The organism is Xanthobacter dioxanivorans (genome assembly GCF_016807805.1).
Lineage (GTDB): Bacteria > Pseudomonadota > Alphaproteobacteria > Rhizobiales > Xanthobacteraceae > Xanthobacter > Xanthobacter dioxanivorans.
Map to the genome: position 1 here is coordinate 4,917,450 of NZ_CP063362.1, position 19,084 is coordinate 4,936,533.

General features: G+C 69.8%; 17 protein-coding genes. 7 read left to right on the forward strand and 10 right to left on the reverse strand.

What is annotated here, in order from left to right:
* Positions 1 to 2 precede the first annotated feature (2 nt).
* A complete protein-coding gene (locus tag EZH22_RS22930) occupies positions 3 to 1,130 on the reverse strand; it encodes an MlaE family lipid ABC transporter permease subunit (RefSeq protein WP_408647641.1) in 1,128 nt (375 codons plus the stop codon).
* Between the two features lie 330 nt (positions 1,131 to 1,460).
* Between EZH22_RS22930 and dgcA the strand changes: the two genes are divergently transcribed.
* Positions 1,461 to 2,441: an N-acetyl-D-Glu racemase DgcA gene (gene dgcA / locus EZH22_RS22935; protein WP_203192719.1), complete on the forward strand. Its 981-nt coding sequence runs from the start codon at positions 1,461 to 1,463 to the stop codon at positions 2,439 to 2,441.
* Here dgcA and EZH22_RS22940 read toward each other — a convergent pair.
* The 5 genes from EZH22_RS22940 to EZH22_RS22960 all read right to left on the reverse strand — a co-directional run bounded on the left by EZH22_RS22940 (position 2,411) and on the right by EZH22_RS22960 (position 7,249).
* Positions 2,411 to 3,595, reverse strand: a complete 1,185-nt coding sequence (locus EZH22_RS22940) for an MFS transporter (protein ID WP_203192720.1) — start codon at positions 3,593 to 3,595, stop codon at positions 2,411 to 2,413. The two genes, dgcA and EZH22_RS22940, sit on opposite strands and share 31 nt — an antisense overlap.
* A 12-nt stretch (positions 3,596 to 3,607) precedes the next feature.
* Positions 3,608 to 4,600: a threonine ammonia-lyase gene (locus EZH22_RS22945; RefSeq protein ID WP_203192721.1), complete on the reverse strand. Its 993-nt coding sequence runs from the start codon at positions 4,598 to 4,600 to the stop codon at positions 3,608 to 3,610.
* Positions 4,597 to 5,664 carry a glycosyltransferase family 4 protein gene (locus tag EZH22_RS22950; RefSeq protein ID WP_269902890.1) on the reverse strand — a complete coding sequence of 356 codons (1,068 nt, stop codon included), beginning with the start codon at positions 5,662 to 5,664 and terminating at the stop codon, positions 4,597 to 4,599. Before EZH22_RS22950 ends, EZH22_RS22945 begins: the two co-directional genes overlap by 4 nt.
* Positions 5,664 to 6,491 (reverse strand): UDP-2,3-diacylglucosamine diphosphatase, encoded by an 828-nt coding sequence (locus EZH22_RS22955; RefSeq protein WP_203192723.1) that lies wholly within the window; start codon positions 6,489 to 6,491, stop codon positions 5,664 to 5,666. Before EZH22_RS22955 ends, EZH22_RS22950 begins: the two co-directional genes overlap by 1 nt.
* 149 nt (positions 6,492 to 6,640) lie before the next feature.
* Entirely contained in the window at positions 6,641 to 7,249 is a 609-nt protein-coding gene (locus EZH22_RS22960) for a LysE family translocator (RefSeq protein ID WP_203192724.1), read from the reverse strand.
* A gap of 205 nt (positions 7,250 to 7,454) precedes the next feature.
* Between EZH22_RS22960 and EZH22_RS22965 the strand changes: the two genes are divergently transcribed.
* Complete coding sequence (locus tag EZH22_RS22965) at positions 7,455 to 8,303, forward strand: fumarylacetoacetate hydrolase family protein (protein WP_203192725.1); 849 nt, start codon at positions 7,455 to 7,457, stop codon at positions 8,301 to 8,303.
* A 216-nt stretch (positions 8,304 to 8,519) separates the two neighbouring features.
* Here the strand turns inward: EZH22_RS22965 and EZH22_RS22970 are convergent, their stop codons facing one another.
* The 3 genes from EZH22_RS22970 to EZH22_RS22980 all read right to left on the reverse strand — a co-directional run bounded on the left by EZH22_RS22970 (position 8,520) and on the right by EZH22_RS22980 (position 11,251).
* Positions 8,520 to 9,641 (reverse strand): carboxylate-amine ligase, encoded by a 1,122-nt coding sequence (locus EZH22_RS22970; RefSeq protein ID WP_203192726.1) that lies wholly within the window; start codon positions 9,639 to 9,641, stop codon positions 8,520 to 8,522.
* Between the two features lie 250 nt (positions 9,642 to 9,891).
* Positions 9,892 to 10,623, reverse strand: coding sequence for a 16S rRNA (uracil(1498)-N(3))-methyltransferase (locus EZH22_RS22975; protein WP_203192727.1), 732 nt, complete (start codon positions 10,621 to 10,623; stop codon positions 9,892 to 9,894).
* A gap of 235 nt (positions 10,624 to 10,858) precedes the next feature.
* Positions 10,859 to 11,251 (reverse strand): c-type cytochrome, encoded by a 393-nt coding sequence (locus EZH22_RS22980; RefSeq protein WP_203192728.1) that lies wholly within the window; start codon positions 11,249 to 11,251, stop codon positions 10,859 to 10,861.
* 199 nt (positions 11,252 to 11,450) lie between these two features.
* Between EZH22_RS22980 and EZH22_RS22985 the strand changes: the two genes are divergently transcribed.
* From EZH22_RS22985 to EZH22_RS23005, 5 genes are read left to right on the forward strand one after another with little or no spacing between them, the layout of a single operon-like run.
* Positions 11,451 to 12,116, forward strand: a complete 666-nt coding sequence (locus EZH22_RS22985) for an amino acid kinase family protein (RefSeq protein ID WP_203192729.1) — start codon at positions 11,451 to 11,453, stop codon at positions 12,114 to 12,116.
* Entirely contained in the window at positions 12,113 to 12,694 is a 582-nt protein-coding gene (locus EZH22_RS22990; RefSeq protein ID WP_203192730.1) for a flavoprotein, read from the forward strand. Before EZH22_RS22985 ends, EZH22_RS22990 begins: the two co-directional genes overlap by 4 nt.
* Positions 12,695 to 12,696: 2 nt before the next feature.
* Positions 12,697 to 14,115, forward strand: coding sequence for a DUF6513 domain-containing protein (locus tag EZH22_RS22995; RefSeq protein WP_203192731.1), 1,419 nt, complete (start codon positions 12,697 to 12,699; stop codon positions 14,113 to 14,115).
* The gene (locus tag EZH22_RS23000; protein ID WP_203192732.1) at positions 14,112 to 14,681 is read left to right on the forward strand and encodes a DUF447 domain-containing protein; all 570 of its coding nucleotides are present in this window, start codon (positions 14,112 to 14,114) and stop codon (positions 14,679 to 14,681) included. Before EZH22_RS22995 ends, EZH22_RS23000 begins: the two co-directional genes overlap by 4 nt.
* Entirely contained in the window at positions 14,678 to 15,409 is a 732-nt protein-coding gene (locus tag EZH22_RS23005; protein ID WP_203192733.1) for a (5-formylfuran-3-yl)methyl phosphate synthase, read from the forward strand. Before EZH22_RS23000 ends, EZH22_RS23005 begins: the two co-directional genes overlap by 4 nt.
* A gap of 237 nt (positions 15,410 to 15,646) precedes the next feature.
* Here EZH22_RS23005 and EZH22_RS23010 read toward each other — a convergent pair whose 3' ends face one another.
* On the reverse strand, positions 15,647 to 18,910 hold the full coding sequence (locus tag EZH22_RS23010) for an Rne/Rng family ribonuclease (RefSeq protein WP_203192734.1): 3,264 nt from the start codon (positions 18,908 to 18,910) through the stop codon (positions 15,647 to 15,649).
* Positions 18,911 to 19,084: the final 174 nt, after the last annotated feature.

Here is a 19,084-nt window from a genome sequence, read left to right on the forward strand (position 1 = left end):
GTTCACATGTCGATCGCGGCGAAGAACATGGCGAAGACACCGTCCATCACGATCACCAGGAAGATGGCCTTCACCACGGACGCGGTGGTGTGCTCGCCGAGAGACTCGGCGCTGCCGCCCACCCGCATGCCTTCCATGCAGGCGACGATGCCGATGGTGGCGGCCATGAACGGCGCCTTGTACATGCCCACCTTGAACTGGTCGAGGTCGATGGCCTGCTTCAGCCGGTCGAGGAACACGTCGGGCGTGATGCCGCCATAGCCCCAGGAGACCAGCCCGGCCCCGAGGATGGCGGCCATGGAGCCGAGGAAGGTCAGGAGCGGCAGGGCGATGATGAGCGCCAGCAGCCGCGGCACCACCAGCACCTCGATGGGATCGAAGCCCATCACGCGGAGCGCGTCGATCTCCTCGCGCATGCGCATGGAGCCGAGCTCGGCGGTATAGGCGCTGCCCGAGCGGCCCGCGATCATGATGGAGACGATGAGCACGCCGAGCTCGCGCAGCACCAGCACGCCCACCATGTCGACCACGTAGATGTCGGCGCCGAACCGGCGGAAATTGAAGATGCCCTGCTGCGCCAGGATGCAGCCGATGAGGAAGGTGATGAGCAGGATGATGGGCACGGCGCGGAAGCCGACCCGGTCGAGCTGGTTCACCATGGAGGTGAAGCGGAAGGTCTTCGGGCGCAGCAGCACGCGCCCAATGGCCGCCACCGTCGCCCCGACGAAGTTGAGCAGCGCGAGGGCGTCCTTCAGGACGTTGACCACCTCATGCCCGAACCGCTCCAGAATCGCCTCGTGCCGGCGCTTGGGCGGCAGCGGATCCTTGCCCATGCGGGCCATCTCGTCGATGAGGACGGCGTAGCGCGGCGAAAGGCCGTCCACCTTCGGCTCGGCCCCGCCCCCGGCGAAGGCGCGGCGTAGCCGCTCCAGCAGCACGGCGCCGAACGTGTCCATGCGCTCGACACCGGCGAGATCGATCTTGACGCCCTTGGCGTTGCCGTAGGTGCGTACAGTGTCGTCGACGGCCAGCTCCAGCTCGTCGGCATAGTCCGACGTCCACGCGCCGCGCCCGGCCACCGTGAGCCGGTCGTCCTGGCTGTGCACGGAAATCAGAGAGGCGTGGGGCAACGCTTCCATCTCCATCAGCGGAACCGGACCTGCCGGATCCGCCCGTCAATTCCGGCGCGGGTCCCGCGCGTGGACCCACCGGCAAGCGCCCGCGACGCAGTCCGCCCGGGCAAACCTTCGCCCCACTCGAACCCGCCTTCGAGCACGTCGCGAGGACGCGGCGCGCGGCGGGCACCGCCTGCCATCCACCGGTTTCCTTCGACAGTGCAGGCCGTTGAGTTAGCCATATAGACAAGCGCACGCGGCGTCGAGATCACGAAAGCCACACAGCCGCGCCATCCGCCCCGCCCCCCGAGACGGGCGCGCGGAATCGGCTATTAATCTTAATCCATGGCAGAGCTGACCCTGAGCGTCGAACGCTTCCCCATCGCCGGCACCTTCACCATCGCCCGCGGCTCCAAGACGGAGGCGGTGGTGGTGGAGGTGCGCCTCGCCGAGGATGGCCTTATCGGACGGGGCGAATGCGTGCCCTACGCCAGATACGGCGAGACGGTCGAAGGGGTCGCGGCCGCCATCACCGCGCTCGGACCGGCCATCGCGGCGGGGCTGGGGCGCGAGGAATTGCAGCACCGCATGCCCGCCGGGGCCGCCCGCAACGCGCTCGACTGCGCTTTCTGGGACCTAGAGGCGAAACGCGGCGGCCTGCGCGCCGCCGAGCTCGCCGGCCTGCCGGCGATGCGCCCGCTGGTGACCGCCTACACCCTGAGCCTCGACGAGCCGGACGCCATGGCCCGCGCCGCAGCCGCCGCGATCGACCGGCCGCTGCTCAAGCTCAAGCTCGGCGCGCCGGGTGACGCCCGGCGGCTTGCGGCCATCCGCGCCGCCGTGCCCCAGGCGCGCCTCATCGTCGATGCGAACGAAGGCTGGAAGCCCGCCGACCTGCATCTGATGATGGAAGCCTGCGCCGCCGCCCGGGTGGAGCTGGTGGAACAGCCCCTGCCCGCCGGCAAGGATGCCATCCTCGCGCGCATCGACCGCCTCGTGCCCGTCTGCGCCGACGAGAGCGTGCACGACCGCGCCGGCCTCGCCACGCTGAAGGACCGCTACGACGCGGTGAACATCAAGCTCGACAAGACCGGCGGACTGACCGAGGCGCTGGCGCTGGCGGATGCGGCAAGGGGGCACGGCTTCTCGGTCATGGTGGGCTGCATGCTCGCCTCTTCCCTGGCCATGGCCCCTGCCCTGCTCGTGGCGCAGCACGCCGAGGTGGTGGATCTCGACGGGCCGCTCCTGCTCGCCCGCGACCGGGTGCCGGGGCTGAGATACGAAGGCGCCGTCGTCTACCCGCCCGAGCCGGAGCTGTGGGGCTGAAGCCGCGCCGCGACGACGGCGGCGCCGGCACCGGCCAGCGCGATCCCGCACGACGCGAGAAAAGCCAGCGGGCCGAAGGCGTTCCATAGGGGACCCGACGCCACGTTCGCCGCCGCCATGACCAGGCTGTTGATCCAGGCGGCCGCGGTCTGCCCGGTGCCGGCGCGATGCTCGCTCACGCTGCGCGCCACCAGCTCCACCATGCCGAGATAGGTGGCGCCGAAGGTGAAGGCATGGAGCAGCTGCAACGGAAACAGCACCACCAGCGGCGGATCCGTGGCCATGGCGGCGAACCGGACCATCGCCGCCAGCCCGCCCATGGCGATCAGCGCGTGCGGGCCGAACCGCATGACGAAACGCGTCCCGAAACGGAACAGCACCATCTCCGCCGCCACCCCCACCGCCCAGAGCGCGCCGATGGTGGTGAGGGACAGGCCATCCGCCTGCCAGTGCACCGAGGCGAAGGCATAGAGCTGGGCATGGCTCGCCTGCACCAGCGCCGAGGCGACGATGCCGGCGAACAGGCCGAGCCGCGCCCGGCGTCCGAACACCGGATGGGGCCGCACTTCCGCGCGGGGCAGCTCGGGCAGGCTCAGGGCCGCGGCCACATAGGTCAGGTGGCAGCCGAGCATCAGCATCACCACCGAGCCCGCCCCCAGCACCGACGCCACGGCCCCGCCCACCAGGTTCGCCACCAGGAAGGAGGCCGAGCCCCATTGGCGCGCCTTGCCGTAGTCCGCCCGCCCGGTACGGGCCAGGCGCGCGGCGTAGGAATCCAGCAGGGAGAAGCTCGGAAACCAGCCCATGGCCATCAGGCCGAGCACGATGAAGATCAAAAGCGGGTCACGGCTCGCCGCCAGGGCCGCCATGCCGAGCACGGTCGCCAGCGCCAGCGCCACCAGCATCGCCTTGGGCCGGCCCAGCCGGTCGGACAGGACGCCGAGGACCGGGGTCGCCACGAGCCGCATGACCATGGGCACCGCGAGGGCGACGCCGATGGCCTCTGGCCCCAGCCCCTGATGCTGGAACCACAGGGGCAGGTAGGGCATCTGGATGCCCAGGGCGAGATAGAAGGTGGCGTAGGCGCCGCCGAGGCGGAGCCGGAGGCTGAAGAGCTCGGGGGCCCCGTTCCCGGCGGCGGGGCGTGGCGCCATGGCGGAGCGGCCTCAGGCCGTGAGGCAGCCGATGAAGGTCTCGGTGTCCACGTTGCCGCCGGAAAGCACGATCACCACCGTTTCGCCGGCACCGACGTGGAGCCGGCCTTCCAGCAGGCTGGCGAGGGCCACGGCGCCGCCGGGCTCCACCACCAGCTTCAGCTCGCGGAAGGCGAAGGCCACCGCCCGCGCCACCTCGTCGTCGTCCACCGCGGCGGCCTCGCCTACGAGGTCGCGGGAGATCTCGAAGGTCATGGCGCCGGGATGGGGCGCGAGCAACGCGTCGCAGAAAGAGCCCACCGTGGCGGGATTCCGCTCGCGCACGCCGGAGCGGAAGGAGCGGGCATGGTCGTCGAAGCCCGCGGGCTCGCAGGCGACGACGCGCGTCGACGGCGAGCGCGACTTGACCGCGAGGGCGATGCCGGCCACGAGCCCGCCGCCGCCGGCCGCAGCGGCGATCACGTCCGGAGTCAGGCCCTGCTCGGCCAGATCCTCGAGGATCTCCAGTCCCACCGTCCCCTGCCCGGCGATCACCTCGGTATCGTCGTAGGGCGGCACCAGGGTGGCGCCCCGCGTCCCCGCCAGGACGCTGGCGATGTCCTCGCCGTCCTCCTTGGCCCGGTCGAAGCCGATGACCTCCGCCCCGTAGGCCTCGGTGCGCTCGCGCTTCAGCGCTGGCGCGTCGGTGGGCATGGCGATGGTGGCGGGAATGCCGAGAAGCTTGGCCGCCGCGGCCACGCCCTGGGCATGATTGCCCGAGGAGGAGGCCACCACGCCGGCCGCCCGCGCCGTCTCGGGAATCTGCACGAGGCGGTTATAGGCGCCGCGGAACTTGAACGATCCGGTGAGCTGAAGCGTCTCCGGCTTCACGAACACCCGGGCGCCGGCCAATGCGCTGAGCTCCGGCGAGAACAGGAGCGGCGTTCGCACGATGACGCCGGCGAGCCGCCGCGCGGCCGCGTCCACGTCTGCCGGAGTGGGAAGGCGATGGATGTAGGGGCTCATGGTGCGGACGCTACTTTGCGCCTGCGTCGCAGGCGATACCGCCGAGCTATAGGTCCTATATCATGCGCGATCAATACGTTGTCGAGAAACTGCCGGGCACTTTCCCGCCACGTGTAGCGCAGGGCGAAGCGCCGCGCCGCCGCCGGCGAGAGTTCGAGCGCCTTCAGGCAGGCGGTGCGCAGGTCTTCGTCCAGCACGCCCACCGGCTCGGTGGCGTCCGCCAGCACGTCGGTGGGACCGGTGACGGGATAGGCGGCCACCGGCAGGCCGCTCGCCAGCGCCTCCAGCAGCACGATGCCGAAGGTGTCGGTGCGGCTGGGAAAGCAGAAGACGTCGCTGGCGGAATAGACCCGGGCCAGGTCCTCCCCCTCCTTGGAGCCGAGGAAATGCACGGCCGGGAAGCGCTCCTTCAGGCCGGCCAGCGCCGGGCCGGCGCCCACCACCACCTTGGATCCGGGCAGGTCCAGCTGGAGGAAGGCCTCGATGTTCTTTTCCACCGCCACCCGGCCGACGAACAGGTAGACGGGGCGCGGAATGTTCAGGCTCGCCTCGGGCCGCGGGCGGAACAGCTCGGCGTCCACCCCGCGCGACCAGCGCATCAGCCGCTTGAAGCCGCGCGCCGCAAGGTCACGCTCGAGCGTCGCGGTGGAAACCATCACGCCGCCGCCGGCATTGTGGAAGGAGCGCAGCCAGGCATAGGTCAGCCGCTCCGGCACCGGCGCTCGGGCCGCCAGATATTCCGGGAACTTGGTGTGATAGGAGGTGGTGAAGGTGCGCCGCGAGGCGATGCAGGCCCGCCGCACCAGGATGCCGATGGGCCCCTCGGTGGCGATGTGGACGAAATCCGGCTCCATGGCCTCGATCCGCCGCATGATCATGCGCGGCGTGGCGAGCGCGAGGCGGATCTCGCTGTAGGTGGGCATGGGGATGGTACGGAAGCCCTGAGGGCTCAGGAACTCCAGCTCGGCCCCGAGGTTGGCAGCTTCATGCGCGGTGTGCTCCAACGAGCGCACCACGCCGTTGATCTGGGGATGCCACGCATCGGTGGCGACAAGAACCCGCATCAAGCCGCCGCGCGCGCCCCCTCGACCATGTCCCGTTCCTCCGAGGGGGCCTTCTCGAGGTTCCGCGTCCAGCAGATGATCTCGAGGTGGCCGTCTTCATGCTCGGCGATGGCGGTGCAGCTTTCCACCCAGTCGCCGCAATTCACATAGCGCACCCCGAACTGGTCGTGAATGACCGCGTGGTGGATATGGCCGCAAATTACGCCGTCCACCTGGTGGCGCTTGGCCTCCTCGGCCACCGCCTCCTCGAACTTGCCGATATAGTTGACGGCGTTCTTCACCTTGAGCTTGGCCCACTGGCTCAGCGACCAGTAGGTGAGGCCGAGGCGCCGGCGCACCTTGTTCAGGTAGGTGTTGACGGTGAGGGCCGCGCTGTAGGCCCAGTCCCCGAGGAAGGCCAGCCACTTGGCGTGGCGCACCACCAGGTCGAACACGTCGCCGTGGATGACGAGGTAGCGCTTGCCGTCCGCCGCCTCGTGGATGGCGGTCTCCACCACCTCGATGCCGCCGAAATGGGTACCGTAATAGTCGCGCAGGAACTCGTCGTGGTTGCCGGGCAGATAGAGCATGCGCGTGCCCTTGCGGCCCTTGCGCAGCAGCTTCTGCACCACGTCGTTGTGCTTCTGCGGCCAGTACCAGGAGGACTTCAGCCGCCAGCCGTCGACGATGTCGCCCACCAGATAGATGGTGTCGGCATCGTGGTATTTGAGGAAGTCCAGAAGGAGGTCCGCCTGGCACCCCTTGGTGCCGAGATGGACGTCTGAAATGAACAGGGCGCGGTAGCGGCGCGCTTCGGAACTGTCGCTCACGCCATCACCTCCCGGCATCTGCCCAAGGACGGGGCCAGCCCTCTCCGCGGTCTCTTCACCATCGCTCTGCTCCCTCGGAGCGCGACCCGACTTAGCCGGAGTCGTGTTTCCCTTTTATGACGCGGACGCGAAAAACGGAAGGGCAACTGCCCATAGGATCGTCATGATTAGAAAAATAGCAGTATTACGCTCGCCGCTACGGAGGCGGCTAAAAGACCATTCACCCGCCGCCGCAGCTTTTCCTCAGAAAGAAGGCGGGACAACGCCACCCCGAACAACGCCCACACCATGAGAGACGGAACCGCCGTCAGCAAGAACACGAGCGCCACCAGCAAAACCTGCGGCAGCACATCTCCCTCGGGCCGCACGAAGGCCGGAATGACACTGAGCGCGATGGTCCACGCCTTCGGATTGACCCACTGGAAGGCGGCGGAGCCGAGAAAGCTCGGGGCCGATTCGCTCGCCGCCGGCGCATCCGGCGCATCGGCCCGCAGCAGGCCGTAGGCGAGATAGAGCAGGTAGGCCGCTCCGGCGAGCTTGAGCACGAGATGCAAAGCCGGCACCGCCACGAACAACCGCCCGAGCCCGAGGCCGATGGCGATCACCAGCAGGGGAAAGCCCGCAGCCACGCCGGCCATCTGCGGCAGGGTCCGCCAGAAGCCGAAGCGGGCGCCCGAGGCCGCCGAGATAAGGTTGTTCGGTCCCGGCGTGACGCTCGCCACGATCGAGAACAGCAGCAGCGGGAGCAGTTGGTCGGGCAGGATCTGGATCGACATGGTCCGCTTTTTCTTCTCCGCCACCATTGACCAACGCTCAAGTCCGCGCCAGCGTGCCCGCCCCGGGAGCGACCGCGCGCCGCACCGGTCACGGCGTCTGGCGGTTCGACCGCGACGGATGGAACCCGTCCGTCGCGCGCAGGTCGAGCCACAACTCTTTGGTCCACCAGGATACCATCCACAGCACGATGAGGGAGTTCGACCGATGAAGCTGGTTCGCTTCGGGGAAAAAGGACGGGAAAAGCCGGGTCTAATCGATTCAACCGGCAAGGTGCGCGACCTGTCCTCCGTCATCCCCGACCTCGCCGGCGAGGCGCTCTCGCCCGCCAGCCTGAAGACCATCGCCGCCCTCGACCCGGCGAGCCTGCCGCTGGCGCCGGAGGGTGCGCGCCTCGGCTCCTGCGTCGCGCGGCCGGGCAATTTCGTCGCCGTGGGCCTCAATTTCGCGGACCACGCCGCCGAGACCAACAACCCCATTCCCGAGGAGCCGGTGCTCTTCAACAAGGCGCCCAACTGCGTCGTCGGCCCCGATGACGACGTGATGATCCCCAAGGGCTCGCTCAAGCTCGACTGGGAAGTGGAGCTGGCCTTCGTCATCGGCAAGCGCGCCCGCTACGTGGAGGAGAAGGACGCCCTAGACCACGTGGCTGGCTACTGCATCTGCAACGACGTGTCCGAACGCCACTTCCAGATCGAGCGTTCCGGCCAGTGGACCAAGGGCAAGGGCTCCGAGACCTTCGGGCCGCTGGGCCCGTGGCTCGTGACCACCGACGAGATCACCGACACCGGCGCCCTGCCCATGTGGCTGGAGGTGAACGGCGAGAAGGTGCAGAACGGCTCGACGAAGACCATGATCTTCCGCATCCCGTTCCTGGTGCACTACATCAGCCAGTTCATGGTGCTGGACCCCGGCGACGTGATCACCACCGGCACGCCCCCCGGCGTCGGCCTCGGCTTCAAGCCGCCGCGCTTCCTGAAGGCCGGCGACGTGATGCGCGTGGGGATCGATGGGCTCGGCGTGCAGCAGCAGACCGTGGTCCCGTTCCAGCTGTGAGCCCCACGGGGCGCGGCGGGTGGCCGGCCCGCCGCGCCCCGGTTCAAGATCCTGCGTTTGCCTCGGTCTTCGGCCGGGCCCAAGTGGTGACGCTCAGGCGCCGCGCGGGCTTGATGCCAGGCCCCATCGCGCCGGCGGCCCGGGCAGCCACAGGCCGCCAAGCATCAGCTCCAGCCCCGCCCGGAACCGCCGCCCTGGTGGATCAAAGGCTTGCGGCTATTGCAGCGTGGCGTGGGCGAGCCAGGTCTTCACCGCGTCAAGGGCCTCGTTGCGCTTGCCGGTGCGGTGCAGCGCCTCCTGATAGACGGCGAGCTGCACGTCGGCGCTGGTGCCTCCTTCGGCGATGGTGCGCACATGCATCAGCGCATCGAGGCAACCCAGCGCCTCCGCATCCTCCCCCACCAGGTGGACGATGCCGTCCACCGCGTCCCGCACCGAGAGGGCGCGCCGCTCGCCGAGGTCGACGAACGAGCCGTGGATGCCGTAGCGCTGGGCGCGCCACTTGTTCTCGTCGGCGATGGCCCGGTCCACCGCCCCCACGTCGCGATTGTGGTGCGGATTGCGCACCAGGAAGCGCACCAGGGCGCGGAACAGGGCGGCGATGGCCACCGTATCGGCGACGCGGGTGCAGCTGTCGGGCGCGCGCAGCTCCAGGGTGGGCAGCTTGCGGGAGGGACGGATGGTCCACCACACATAGCTCGAATCGGTGATGGCTCGGGCCGAGACCAGCGCGTCCACGTAGCGCTCGTAGGCGGCGGCGGATTCAAACATCTCCGGCAGCCCGGTGCGCGGCAGCTCGTCATAGGCGGCGAGCCGGTAGCCCATGAGCCCGGTCTGCTTGGCCCCCCAGAAGGGCGAGGAGGTGGAGAGCGCGATGAAATGCGGGATGTAGGGCACGAGGCGACGCATCACGTTCACCCGCTCGTCCGGGTCCGGCAGCTCCACATGCACGTGCAGGCCGCACACCATGTTGCGCTCGCCCAGCATCTTCAGCTCGTTCATCACGCCGTCGTAGCGGTTGGCCCGGGTGGCGCGCACCCCGTCCCAGGTGGCGGTGGGATGAGTGCCGGCGGCGATGACGCCGAGGCCGTGCCCGGCCGCCACGTTGGCCACGGTGCGGCGCAGATCCTTCAGCTGGTCGAGGGCGCTGCCGGTTCCGGTGGTGGGCTGGGTGGCGATCTCCAGCTGCGACTGCAGCATCTCCACCGATATGGAATCGCCCAGATGCTCCTTGAGCTCGCCGAAGAAGCCCGAGGGCATGCGCCTCTGTACCGACTTCGTATTGGCATCAACGACGAAGAACTCCTCCTCGATACCGAATTTATAAGTGTTCGACACGGAGGCCTCCCGCCAAATATTCGAAAAATGCGAGTGAGCAACGCGAGGCGCGCTGCCAAGTTCCGTCAGACTGGCGGCAAATAGGACCAAAATGCGGCGGACATTTCCACAGAAAACAGACGCATGCGACTTCAAATGCTTACCGCACTGCACGGATCTCCGGCTGAATTCTGGATATGCACAAAGAAAAATTTAAGCTCACGCACAATCGGGGAACCAATATCCGGGTGCAGCGTTATCCGCCTTCGCTTCACCCCTCGCCGCGGGCCGCGCCGACGAGGGCGAGCGCCGCCACCGCCGCCGTATCCGCGCGCAGGATGCGCGGCCCGAGGCAGAGGGTGACCGCGCGCGGCTTCAGGAGCGCCCGCTCCTCCGGACTGAAGCCGCCCTCGGGGCCGATGACGACGCTGACCGGGCCGGCCGGCGCCTGGCGCAGGGCGGCGATGGGATCGGCGACCTCCGCCGCCTCGTCGCAGAAGACGACGACACGTTCCGGCGGCAGCGCCGCCAGCCACTGGGCGAGGGGGCGCGGCTCGGCGACGCGCGGCAAGGAGAGGATGCCGCATTGCTCGGCGGCTTCCACGGCGTTGGCCGCCATGCGGTCCAGATTGACGCGGGACACCTGGGTGTAGCGGGTGATGACGGGGGACAGCAGGCCCGCCCCCATCTCCACCGCCTTCTGCACCATGTAGTCGAGCCGCGCGTGCTTGAGCGGGGCGAAGGCATATTCCAGGGTGGGTGCCGCCGGCTGCGGCCGCACCAGGGCCGCCACTTCGAGGCGCACCTCGCGCTTGCCGCCGGCGGCGCGGGTGGCGCTCCACTCCCCGTCGCGGCCGTTGAACACGAGGAGCGCCTCGCCGACCGCGAGGCGAATCACGTTCGCCACGTAGTGCGCCTGGTCCGGCTCCAACAGGACGACCGCGCCTTCGGCGAGGTCGGCGGACACGTGCAGGCGCTGGGCGTGGAAATCGTGGTCGGGCATCTGGGGCGAGTCCTCGTTCGCGCGAGGGACACCACGGCCGGACGGCGCTGGCAAGCCGGCCCCTTCCTCGCATGCGGGGAAGGCTCACGAAAACAGACGGCGTCCGACCGGACGCCGCCTGCCGCCCCCCAGAGGGCTCGCCCTGACCGGCGATGCCCTACTATTCACAGCGCCGCGCGCGGCGCACATCCCCCAAACTGAGGATGCGCCATCGAACGGACCCGGCTACCGGCCCCTACTTCTTCGAGCCGTCGGCGTTGAACTGGGCGAGGAAGGCGATCAAGTCCCTGCGCTCGTCCTCGTTCTTGATGCCGGCGAAGGCCATCTTTCCCTTCGGCGCCAATACCTTGGGGTTGGTCAGGTAATTGTCGAGGTTGGCCTCGTCCCACACCTTGCCGGCGGCGGCGCCGTCCTTGATGTCGGCGGAATAGGCATAGCCCTCGAAATGCGCCCACTTGGCGCCGACGATGCCGTTCAGCGGCGGTCCCACCTTCACCTTGGCATCGGGGCCGATGGCGTGGCACGCCATGCACTTCTTGAACGAGGTCTCGCCCTTCGTCACATCCGGATCCGCAAGGGCGGTGCCCGTGACAGCGATGAGAAGGGCCGAAGCCAGAATGAGACGCATGAAGCATTCCTCTCTAAACAGACGAAAGCCGCTGGGATAACATTCACGCAATTGAATGCGCAAAACCTGCCCTTGCGGGAAGCAACCCCTTGCTGCGGCGCACAAAACTCCGCTGTTGGAGGCAGCGCGCGGCTTCCTTAGCATGACTCCAATCGTGGCTCCGATGCGACCTTGAGCCCAAGCCGGAGGCCGGCCCCGCGTGACCATCATCGTGAAGTTCGGCGGCAGCCTGACGCGCGGCGCCGCCCCGCACACGCTTTTGCAGCGCCTTGCCGGACAGCGCGGCCTTGTCGTGGTGCCCGGCGGCGGCGCGCTGGCTGATGCCGTCCGCGCTGTTCAGCCGCAGTGGCGCCTCACCGACGGCGCGGCCCACCGCATGGCGCTGCTCGCCATGGAGCAGATGGCCCACGCCATGGCGGATCTTGCCCCAGGCCTCGTGCCCGCTTGCAGCCGGGCCGAACTGGCGCAGGCGGCGACGGTCGGCACGGCCCTGTGGTTTCCCGCCGCCATGACCCTCGGCCGCGCGGAGATTCCCGAGAGCTGGGCAGTGACCTCCGACAGCCTTTCGGTGTGGCTCGCCGCCGAACTTTCCGCCGAACGGCTGGTGCTGGTGAAGGCGCCGGGCCTGCGACTGCCCGCCCCCGCCGGCAGCCGCGCCGGCGACATCGCGGCCTGGACCGGCCTCGGCCTGGTGGATGCGGCTTTTGCGACCATGGCGCAGGGGTTTCGAGGCGATATTCTCCTCGTCCCCGCCGACGAAGCGGGCCGTCTCGACGATGCCTTGCGCCCGGGGAAAAAGGAGCGCGACATCATCGGGGAGGTAAAACCCGAGGACGGCTCCAAGGAAGGCTCGCGCCCGTCATGACCGCCAAAGCGCTCCCAGCGAAAGCTCCGAGATGGGCCTGGGCCCTCACCGGCTCCGGCCACTATTTCACCGAGAGCATCGAGATCATCCGCGAGCTTCAGGACGTGGACCTGTTCATCTCGGACGCCGCGGACGAGGTGCTGCGCATGTACAAGCAGGACAAGGAGCCCTTGCCGGCGCAGACCCAGGTGTTCCGCGACAACAGCGCCTCCTCCGCCTCCATCGGCCGCTTCTACCATGGGGAATACCACACCCTCGTGGTGTCGCCGGCCTCCTCCAACACGGTGGCCAAGGCGGTGGCCGGCATCTCGGACACCCTCGTCACCAACTGCTTCGCCCAGGCCGGCAAATGCCGGGTGCCGGCCATCGTGTTCGCCTGCGACAGCATGCCGGAAATGGTCACCATGGCCCCGGAAGGCCCGGTGCCGGTCTATCCGCGCCGGATCGACCTGGAGAACACGGCCCGCCTCAAGGCATTCGAGGCGACGGTGGTGGCCGAGACGCTGGGCGAGCTGCGCGCCGCCATCGCCCGCCGCCGCGCCGAGCTTGCCGCCCTCGTCCCCGTCCCGGCCCTGTGACCATGGCCGAGCGCGTCGCCCTCGTCACCGGGTCCCTGGCTGAGCCGCGCATCCGCCGCATCGCCGGGGAGATCGCGGACGAGCGGCTCGATCCGGTGGTGGTGAACGTGGGCGTCAAGGTCGCCGCCCTGATGACCGCCGAGATCGTCGAGCGGCGCCTCAAGCTGCCCGAGGGCACGGACCGGGTGCTGATGCCCGGCCGGTTCCGCGGCGACCTCGACCGCCTCGCCACCCATTTCGGCCTGCCCTTCGCCCGCGGGCCCGAGGAGGCGGCGGACATTCCGGACTATTTCGGCAAGGGCCGCGCCAGGCCGGCCGCCCTCGACCGGCAGGACGTGCTGCTGTTCGCCGAGATCGTCGACGCCACCCGGCTTTCCGTGGCCGAGCTTCTCGACCGCGCCCGGTTTCTCAAGGGCGAGGGGGCGGACGTGATCGACCTCGGCGCCCTGCCCGATTCCCCCTTCCCCCATCTCGAGGAGGCCATCGCCGCGCTCAAGGCGGAGGGCTTCAGGGTGAGCGTGGACAGCTTCGACCCGCAGGAGCTGCGCCGCGCCACACGGGCCGGGGCCGACTACCTGCTCAGCCTCAACGAGACCAACCTCGCCATCGCCGAGGAGGGAGACGCCGTGCCGGTGCTGGTGCCGGCGCAGGCGGGCGACCTTTCCTCCCTCGTCCGCGCGGTGGAGATGTGCGAGGCCATGGGCCGGCCCTTCCTCGCCGATCCCATCCTCGACCCCATCCACCTGGGCTTCACCGCCTCGCTGCTGCGCTATGCGGAACTGCGCCGGCTGAAGCCGGACATCGCCATCCTCATGGGCATCGGCAACGTCACCGAGCTGACGGACGCCGACACCACCGGCATGAACGCTTTGCTCATGGGCATCATCTCCGAGCTGCGGCTCAACGCGGTGCTGGCGGTGCAGGTGAGCCCGCATTGCCGCACCGCCGTGCGTGAGTTCGACCGGGCGCGGCGGGAATTCTTCGCCGCCCGCGAAGCCGGCGCGCTGCCCCAGGGCTTCGGCGGCGGGCTCATGGCCCTGCGCGACCGGCGCCCGGTCACCACCAGCCCGCAGGAGGTCGAGCGCCTCGCCGCCACGGTGGCGGATCGCAATTTCCGCATCGAGGTCACCGAACAGGGCATCCATGCCTACAACCGCGACGGCCACCATGTGGCGGCGGACCCGTTCGACCTCTTCCCCCACCTCAAGGTGGAGGATGACGGCGCCCACGCCTTCTATCTGGGGGTGGAGACGGCGCGGGCGGAGATCGCCTATCGCCTCGGCAAGCGCTATGCGCAGGACGAGCCGCTGAAATGGGGCGTCGCCGGCGAGACCGGCGGCAGCGCGGACGAGGCCCACCGGTTGACTTTCAAGCAGGCGGGCTCAACCCTTTCCCCGGCCAAGAAAGGCGAAAGCACGTGATCCGCGAAACCATCGTCACCACCGCCTCGGCGACGGGAGAGGCGCATGTCGCCCCCATGGGCGCGACGATCGTGGAGGGCGGCTACCTGCTGCAACCCTTCCGGCCGTCCCGCACCCTCGACAACCTCGCCGCGCTCAAGGTCGCGGTGGTGAACTTCTCCGACGACGCGCGCATCTTCGCCGGCTGCATTTCCGGCCGGCACCGCTCCTGGCCGACCGTGCCGGCGACGCGGCTCGACGGCGCCGTGCGCCTCGACCATTGCCTCGCCCACGACGAGGTGGAGATCGTCCGCATGGAGGACGACCCCACCCGCCCGCGCTTCTTCTGCCGCACGGTGCACCGGGAGACCCACGCACCGTTCCTCGGCCTCAACCGGGCCGTGGCGGCGGTGCTGGAGGGCGCGATCCTGGTCTCCCGCCTGCACATGATGGATCCCGACCGGGTGGACCGGGAGATGAACTATCTCTCCGTCGCCATCGAGAAGACCGCCGGCCCGGCCGAGCGCGAGGCCTGGGACTGGCTGTGCGAGACCATCGCCGACCATCGCGCGCGGGCGGCATCATGAGCGTGCGCGCCCCGTCGCGGCCGGGCTTCCTCGCGTCCGTGGCCAGCGTCGGCGAAATGGATGTGGCGCTGGCTGCCGGCGCCGACATCGTCGACCTGAAGAACCCGGCCGCAGGCGCCCTCGGGGCCTGGGAGGACGGCGCCCTGCGCGCCGCCGTCGCCCGCTGGCGCGCGGGGGCCGCCACCCGTGCCGACCTGAGCGCCACCATCGGCGACCATCCGCTGGCGACAGAGGCGATTTGCGCCGCGACCGCGCGCACCGCCGAAGCCGGCGTGCCCCTGGTGAAAATCGGCTTTCCGCTGCCGGCCGAAGCGGCGGGGGATGCCCTCGCGCCGGTCCTCGCCGGCCTGCGACCGCTGGCGCGCAGCACCCGGCTCATCGCCGTCCTGTTCGCCGACCAGCACCCGGACCTGTCGATGGTGCCCCTGTTCGCCGAGGCCGGCTTTCACGGCGTGATGCTGGATACGGCGGACAAGGCCCGGGGCCGGCTCGGCGCTCATCTCGGGGTGGAGGCCCTCGCCGGCTTCGTCGCTTCGGCACGCGGGCTGGGGCTCCTCACCGGCCTTGCCGGCTCCCTGCGGCTGGAGGACATCGCCATCCTCGCCCCGCTGGGTCCCCATTACCTGGGCTTCCGCGGCGCCCTGTGCGCGGACGGCCGCACCGGCGCCCTCGATCCCGCCCGCCTCGCCGCCGTGCGCGACACCCTGCGCGGACGCGCGGCGGCGTAAGGGTCCCCTCGGCCAGGGTCCCCCCGGCAACGCGATGGCCTGTCGTTCAGGTCGGGCCGTCATGCCCGCCCGGGAGCCGGAGGCGTGCGGCGGGAGGCGATCCCGGCGCACACGGCCCCGGTGGGCCGCCTCCCCCCTGCGCTCTTCCCCGCCGTTACGGACCGCCCCGCCCGCGCGGCAAAGAAAAAGCGCCCCCCGGAGACCGGGAGGCGCTGGATCTTGAAACGGCAGGACCGATCAGCCGCCGAACAGCTTGCGCTGCCACCAGCCGGACTTCGGCTTGGCCGGCGGCTCATCCGCCGCCGGGGCGGCGGGAACCGGGATGAGGGGCTCCCGGTTGGCCAACTCCTGGGCCTCCGAGTCCCGGGCCACCGAGTCCTGGGGCGCCGTGTCCTGGGGCGCCGGTTCCCGGGTTCCAGCTTCCTGACCTGAAGGCGCGGGCGCCTCCCCGCTGGCGGAGACGGAAGCGTCCGTGGCCTCAGCCGCAGGCGCCGGTGCGGCCGAGGGCTCCGCCGGAGCGGGAACGACGGCGGCCTCGGACGAGAGGATCGCCGGCGCCTTCTCGCGCACCGTGGAGCGGCGGCGCGGCTTTGGCGCCACGGCGGCTTCATCCTCGGCCGGCTTCTCGGTTGCGGCGGGCACGGGCGCAGCTTCCACCGGAAGCGGCGCGGCGACCGGCTGCGTCACGAATGCCGGGGTACGCCGGCGAGCGGGTGCCTCCGAGGCGGAAATCTCCCCGGCGGGATTCTCCTCAGCGGGAGTCCCGGCGGTAAAAAGCTCCGCGGCGTCCGCATCGGAAACCGGCACGGATGCCCCGACTGCGTCCTCGCCCTCCTCGTCGCCCTCGCCCGGCTCGTCACCTTCGCCGGCGGCCAGCGGGGCGTCGCCGTCACGCTCGCGCCGGTTGCGGCGACCGCCGCGACGGCCACGGCGACGACGGCGACGCTCGGCGTTTTCCTCGTCGCTGCGCTCGGCGTCAGCGGCGCGCTCCTCCTCGGAGCGGTCGTCATCCTCGGCCTCACCGTCCTCGGCCTCGGCTTCGGCCGAGGCATCTTCCTCATCCTCGCCCTCGGCGCCGGGCTCGCGGCCCTCCTTGCGGTCGCCCCGCCGGCGGCGGCGGCGGCGGCGGCGGCGGCCGTTCTCGTCGGTGCGCTCGCCGGAGGGCTCAGCCCCGGCCTCACTTTCGACATCGGCTTCGGCCTCGGCCGGCTCCTCGACGCCTTCCTCATCCTCCTCCTCGAGATAGTCCTCGTCGGGGAGGATGGAATCGGGCTGCACCACGGTGGAGAGGCGCGGGGCGGCGGGGGCGGGCACGGCCGGCTCGCCCTTCTCGATGATGAACGGCTGATGCCCGGTCACGCTCTCGTCGGCGATGATGGACAGGGTGACGCTGAAGCGCTCCTCCAGCTCGCGCAGGTGGGCGCGCTTCTGGTTGAGCACATAGAGCGCCACCTCGGTGCGGGTGCGGGCGATGAGGTTGTGGGTCTGCGAGCGCAGCAACTGCTCCTCCAGCGCGCGCAGCAGCTGGAGCGAGACGGAGGCGGCGGAGCGCACGTGGCCGGTGCCGCCGCAGTGCGGGCACACCTCGATGGAGCTCTCCAGCACGCCGGTGCGGATGCGCTGGCGCGACATCTCCAGCAGGCCGAAATGGGAGATGCGGCCGATCTGGATGCGCGCCCGGTCGTTCTTCAGGCAATCCTTGAGCTTGCGCTCCACCGCCCGGTTGTTGCGCTTCTCCTCCATGTCGATGAAATCGACGACGATGAGGCCGGCAAGGTCGCGCAGGCGCAGCTGCCGGGCGATCTCCTCGGCGGCTTCCACGTTGGTCTTGAGGGCGGTGTCCTCGATATGGTGCTCGCGGGTGGCGCGCCCGGAGTTCACGTCGATGGAGACCAGGGCTTCCGTCGGGTTGATGACGATGTAGCCGCCGCTCTTCAGCTGCACCACCGGCGAGAACATGGCGTCGAGCTGCTGCTCCACGCCGTAGCGGGCGAAGATGGGCTGGGGCTCGCGATAGGGCAGGACCATCTTGGCATGGCTCGGCATGAGCATGCGCATGAAGTCCTTGGCCTCCTTGTAGCCTTCCTCGCCGGCCACCTGGATGTCGTCGATGTCCTTGTTATAGAGGTCGCGGATGGCCCGCTTGATCAGCGAGCCCTCCTCATAGACAAGGTTCGGCGCGGCGGAGGAGAGGGTGAGCTCGCGCACCGTCTCCCACAGGCGCAGGAGATATTCGAAGTCGCGCTTGATCTCCACCTTGGTGCGGTTGGCGCCGGCGGTACGCAGGATGATGCCCATCCCCTCCGGCACCTCCAGATCCTGCACCACGTCCTTCAGGCGCTTGCGGTCCACCGCATTGGTGATCTTGCGGGAGATGCCGCCGCCGCGGGCGGTATTGGGCATCAGCACGGAATAGCGGCCGGCGAGCGACAGGTAGGTGGTCAGGGCGGCGCCCTTGTTGCCGCGCTCCTCCTTCACCACCTGCACCAGCATCACCTGGCGGCGGCGGATGACCTCCTGGATCTTGTAGGAGCGGGCGCGGCGCTGCGGCGCGCGCTCGGGCACCTCTTCCAGGGCGTCCTCGTCGGCGCCGAGATGCTCGATCTCCTCGTCCTCGTCGATCTGGTCGACGTCGCCGTCGTCCTCATCCTCGTCCTCATCGTCGTCGTGCTTCCGGCTGCGGGCCTGGGAGGGGGCCTCGTCATCGCCTTCGAGAACGGGGGCAGGATGGGTCTCGCCTTCGGGGGCCTCCCAGCGGCGGGTGGCCTCGTCGTCGGCCACGTGCTGCTCCTGCGGCGCCGGCAGCGGGGTGCCGAACTCGGCCTCGGCCGCAGCTTCCTTCAGCTCGGCGGAGGCTTCCACCGCCTCGGCGGCGGACAGCAGGTCGGTGACGCTCGACGGAGCGTGATGCTCCGGCACGGGGACGGCGGGCTCGGCAGCGGGCCCGGGCGCCTCGAAGGAGGCCGGCGCATCGATATTCGCGACCTCAACCGGCGCGACATCGACCGGCGCCGAAACGACTTCCGCCGAGTTGGCTTCCGTCACGTTGACTTCCGCGACGTCGACATCCGCCGCCTCGACCTTGGCCGCCTCGGCGACGACCTCGGCTTCCTCGACAGCTTCGCTCACGCTGTGATCGTGGTTCGAGCGGCGGGACCGGCCGCGCTCGCGGCGACGCTCCTTCACCTCGACCTCGTCCTCGGCGAGGCGGGCAGCGCGCTCCTCCTCCTCGATCAAGGCGAGGCGGTCGGCGACCGGGATCTGGTAATAGTCGGGATGGATCTCGCTGAAGGCGAGGAAGCCGTGGCGGTTGCCGCCATATTCGATGAACGCCGCCTGCAGCGACGGCTCCACTCGCGTCACCTTCGCGAGATAGATGTTTCCCCGCAGCTGCTTGCGGGACGCGGACTCATAGTCGAACTCTTCGACCCGGTTCCCGCGCACGACCACCACCCGGGTCTCCTCCGGATGGGTCGCATCGATAAGCATCTTGTTGGCCATGGAATTCTCTCTTCGCGGCGCCGCGGGCAATCGTCCGCGACGGACAGCCAGGCACGCTTCGCTCGGAAGCCGCCGGGCAGCCGCTCGGGCGCCGGATGTGATGACGTGAGGAAGAAGAGGAGGAGCGGGTGCGCCGGGTCGTGTCGCTGCGACCCGCGGCGTCGGGGCACACGG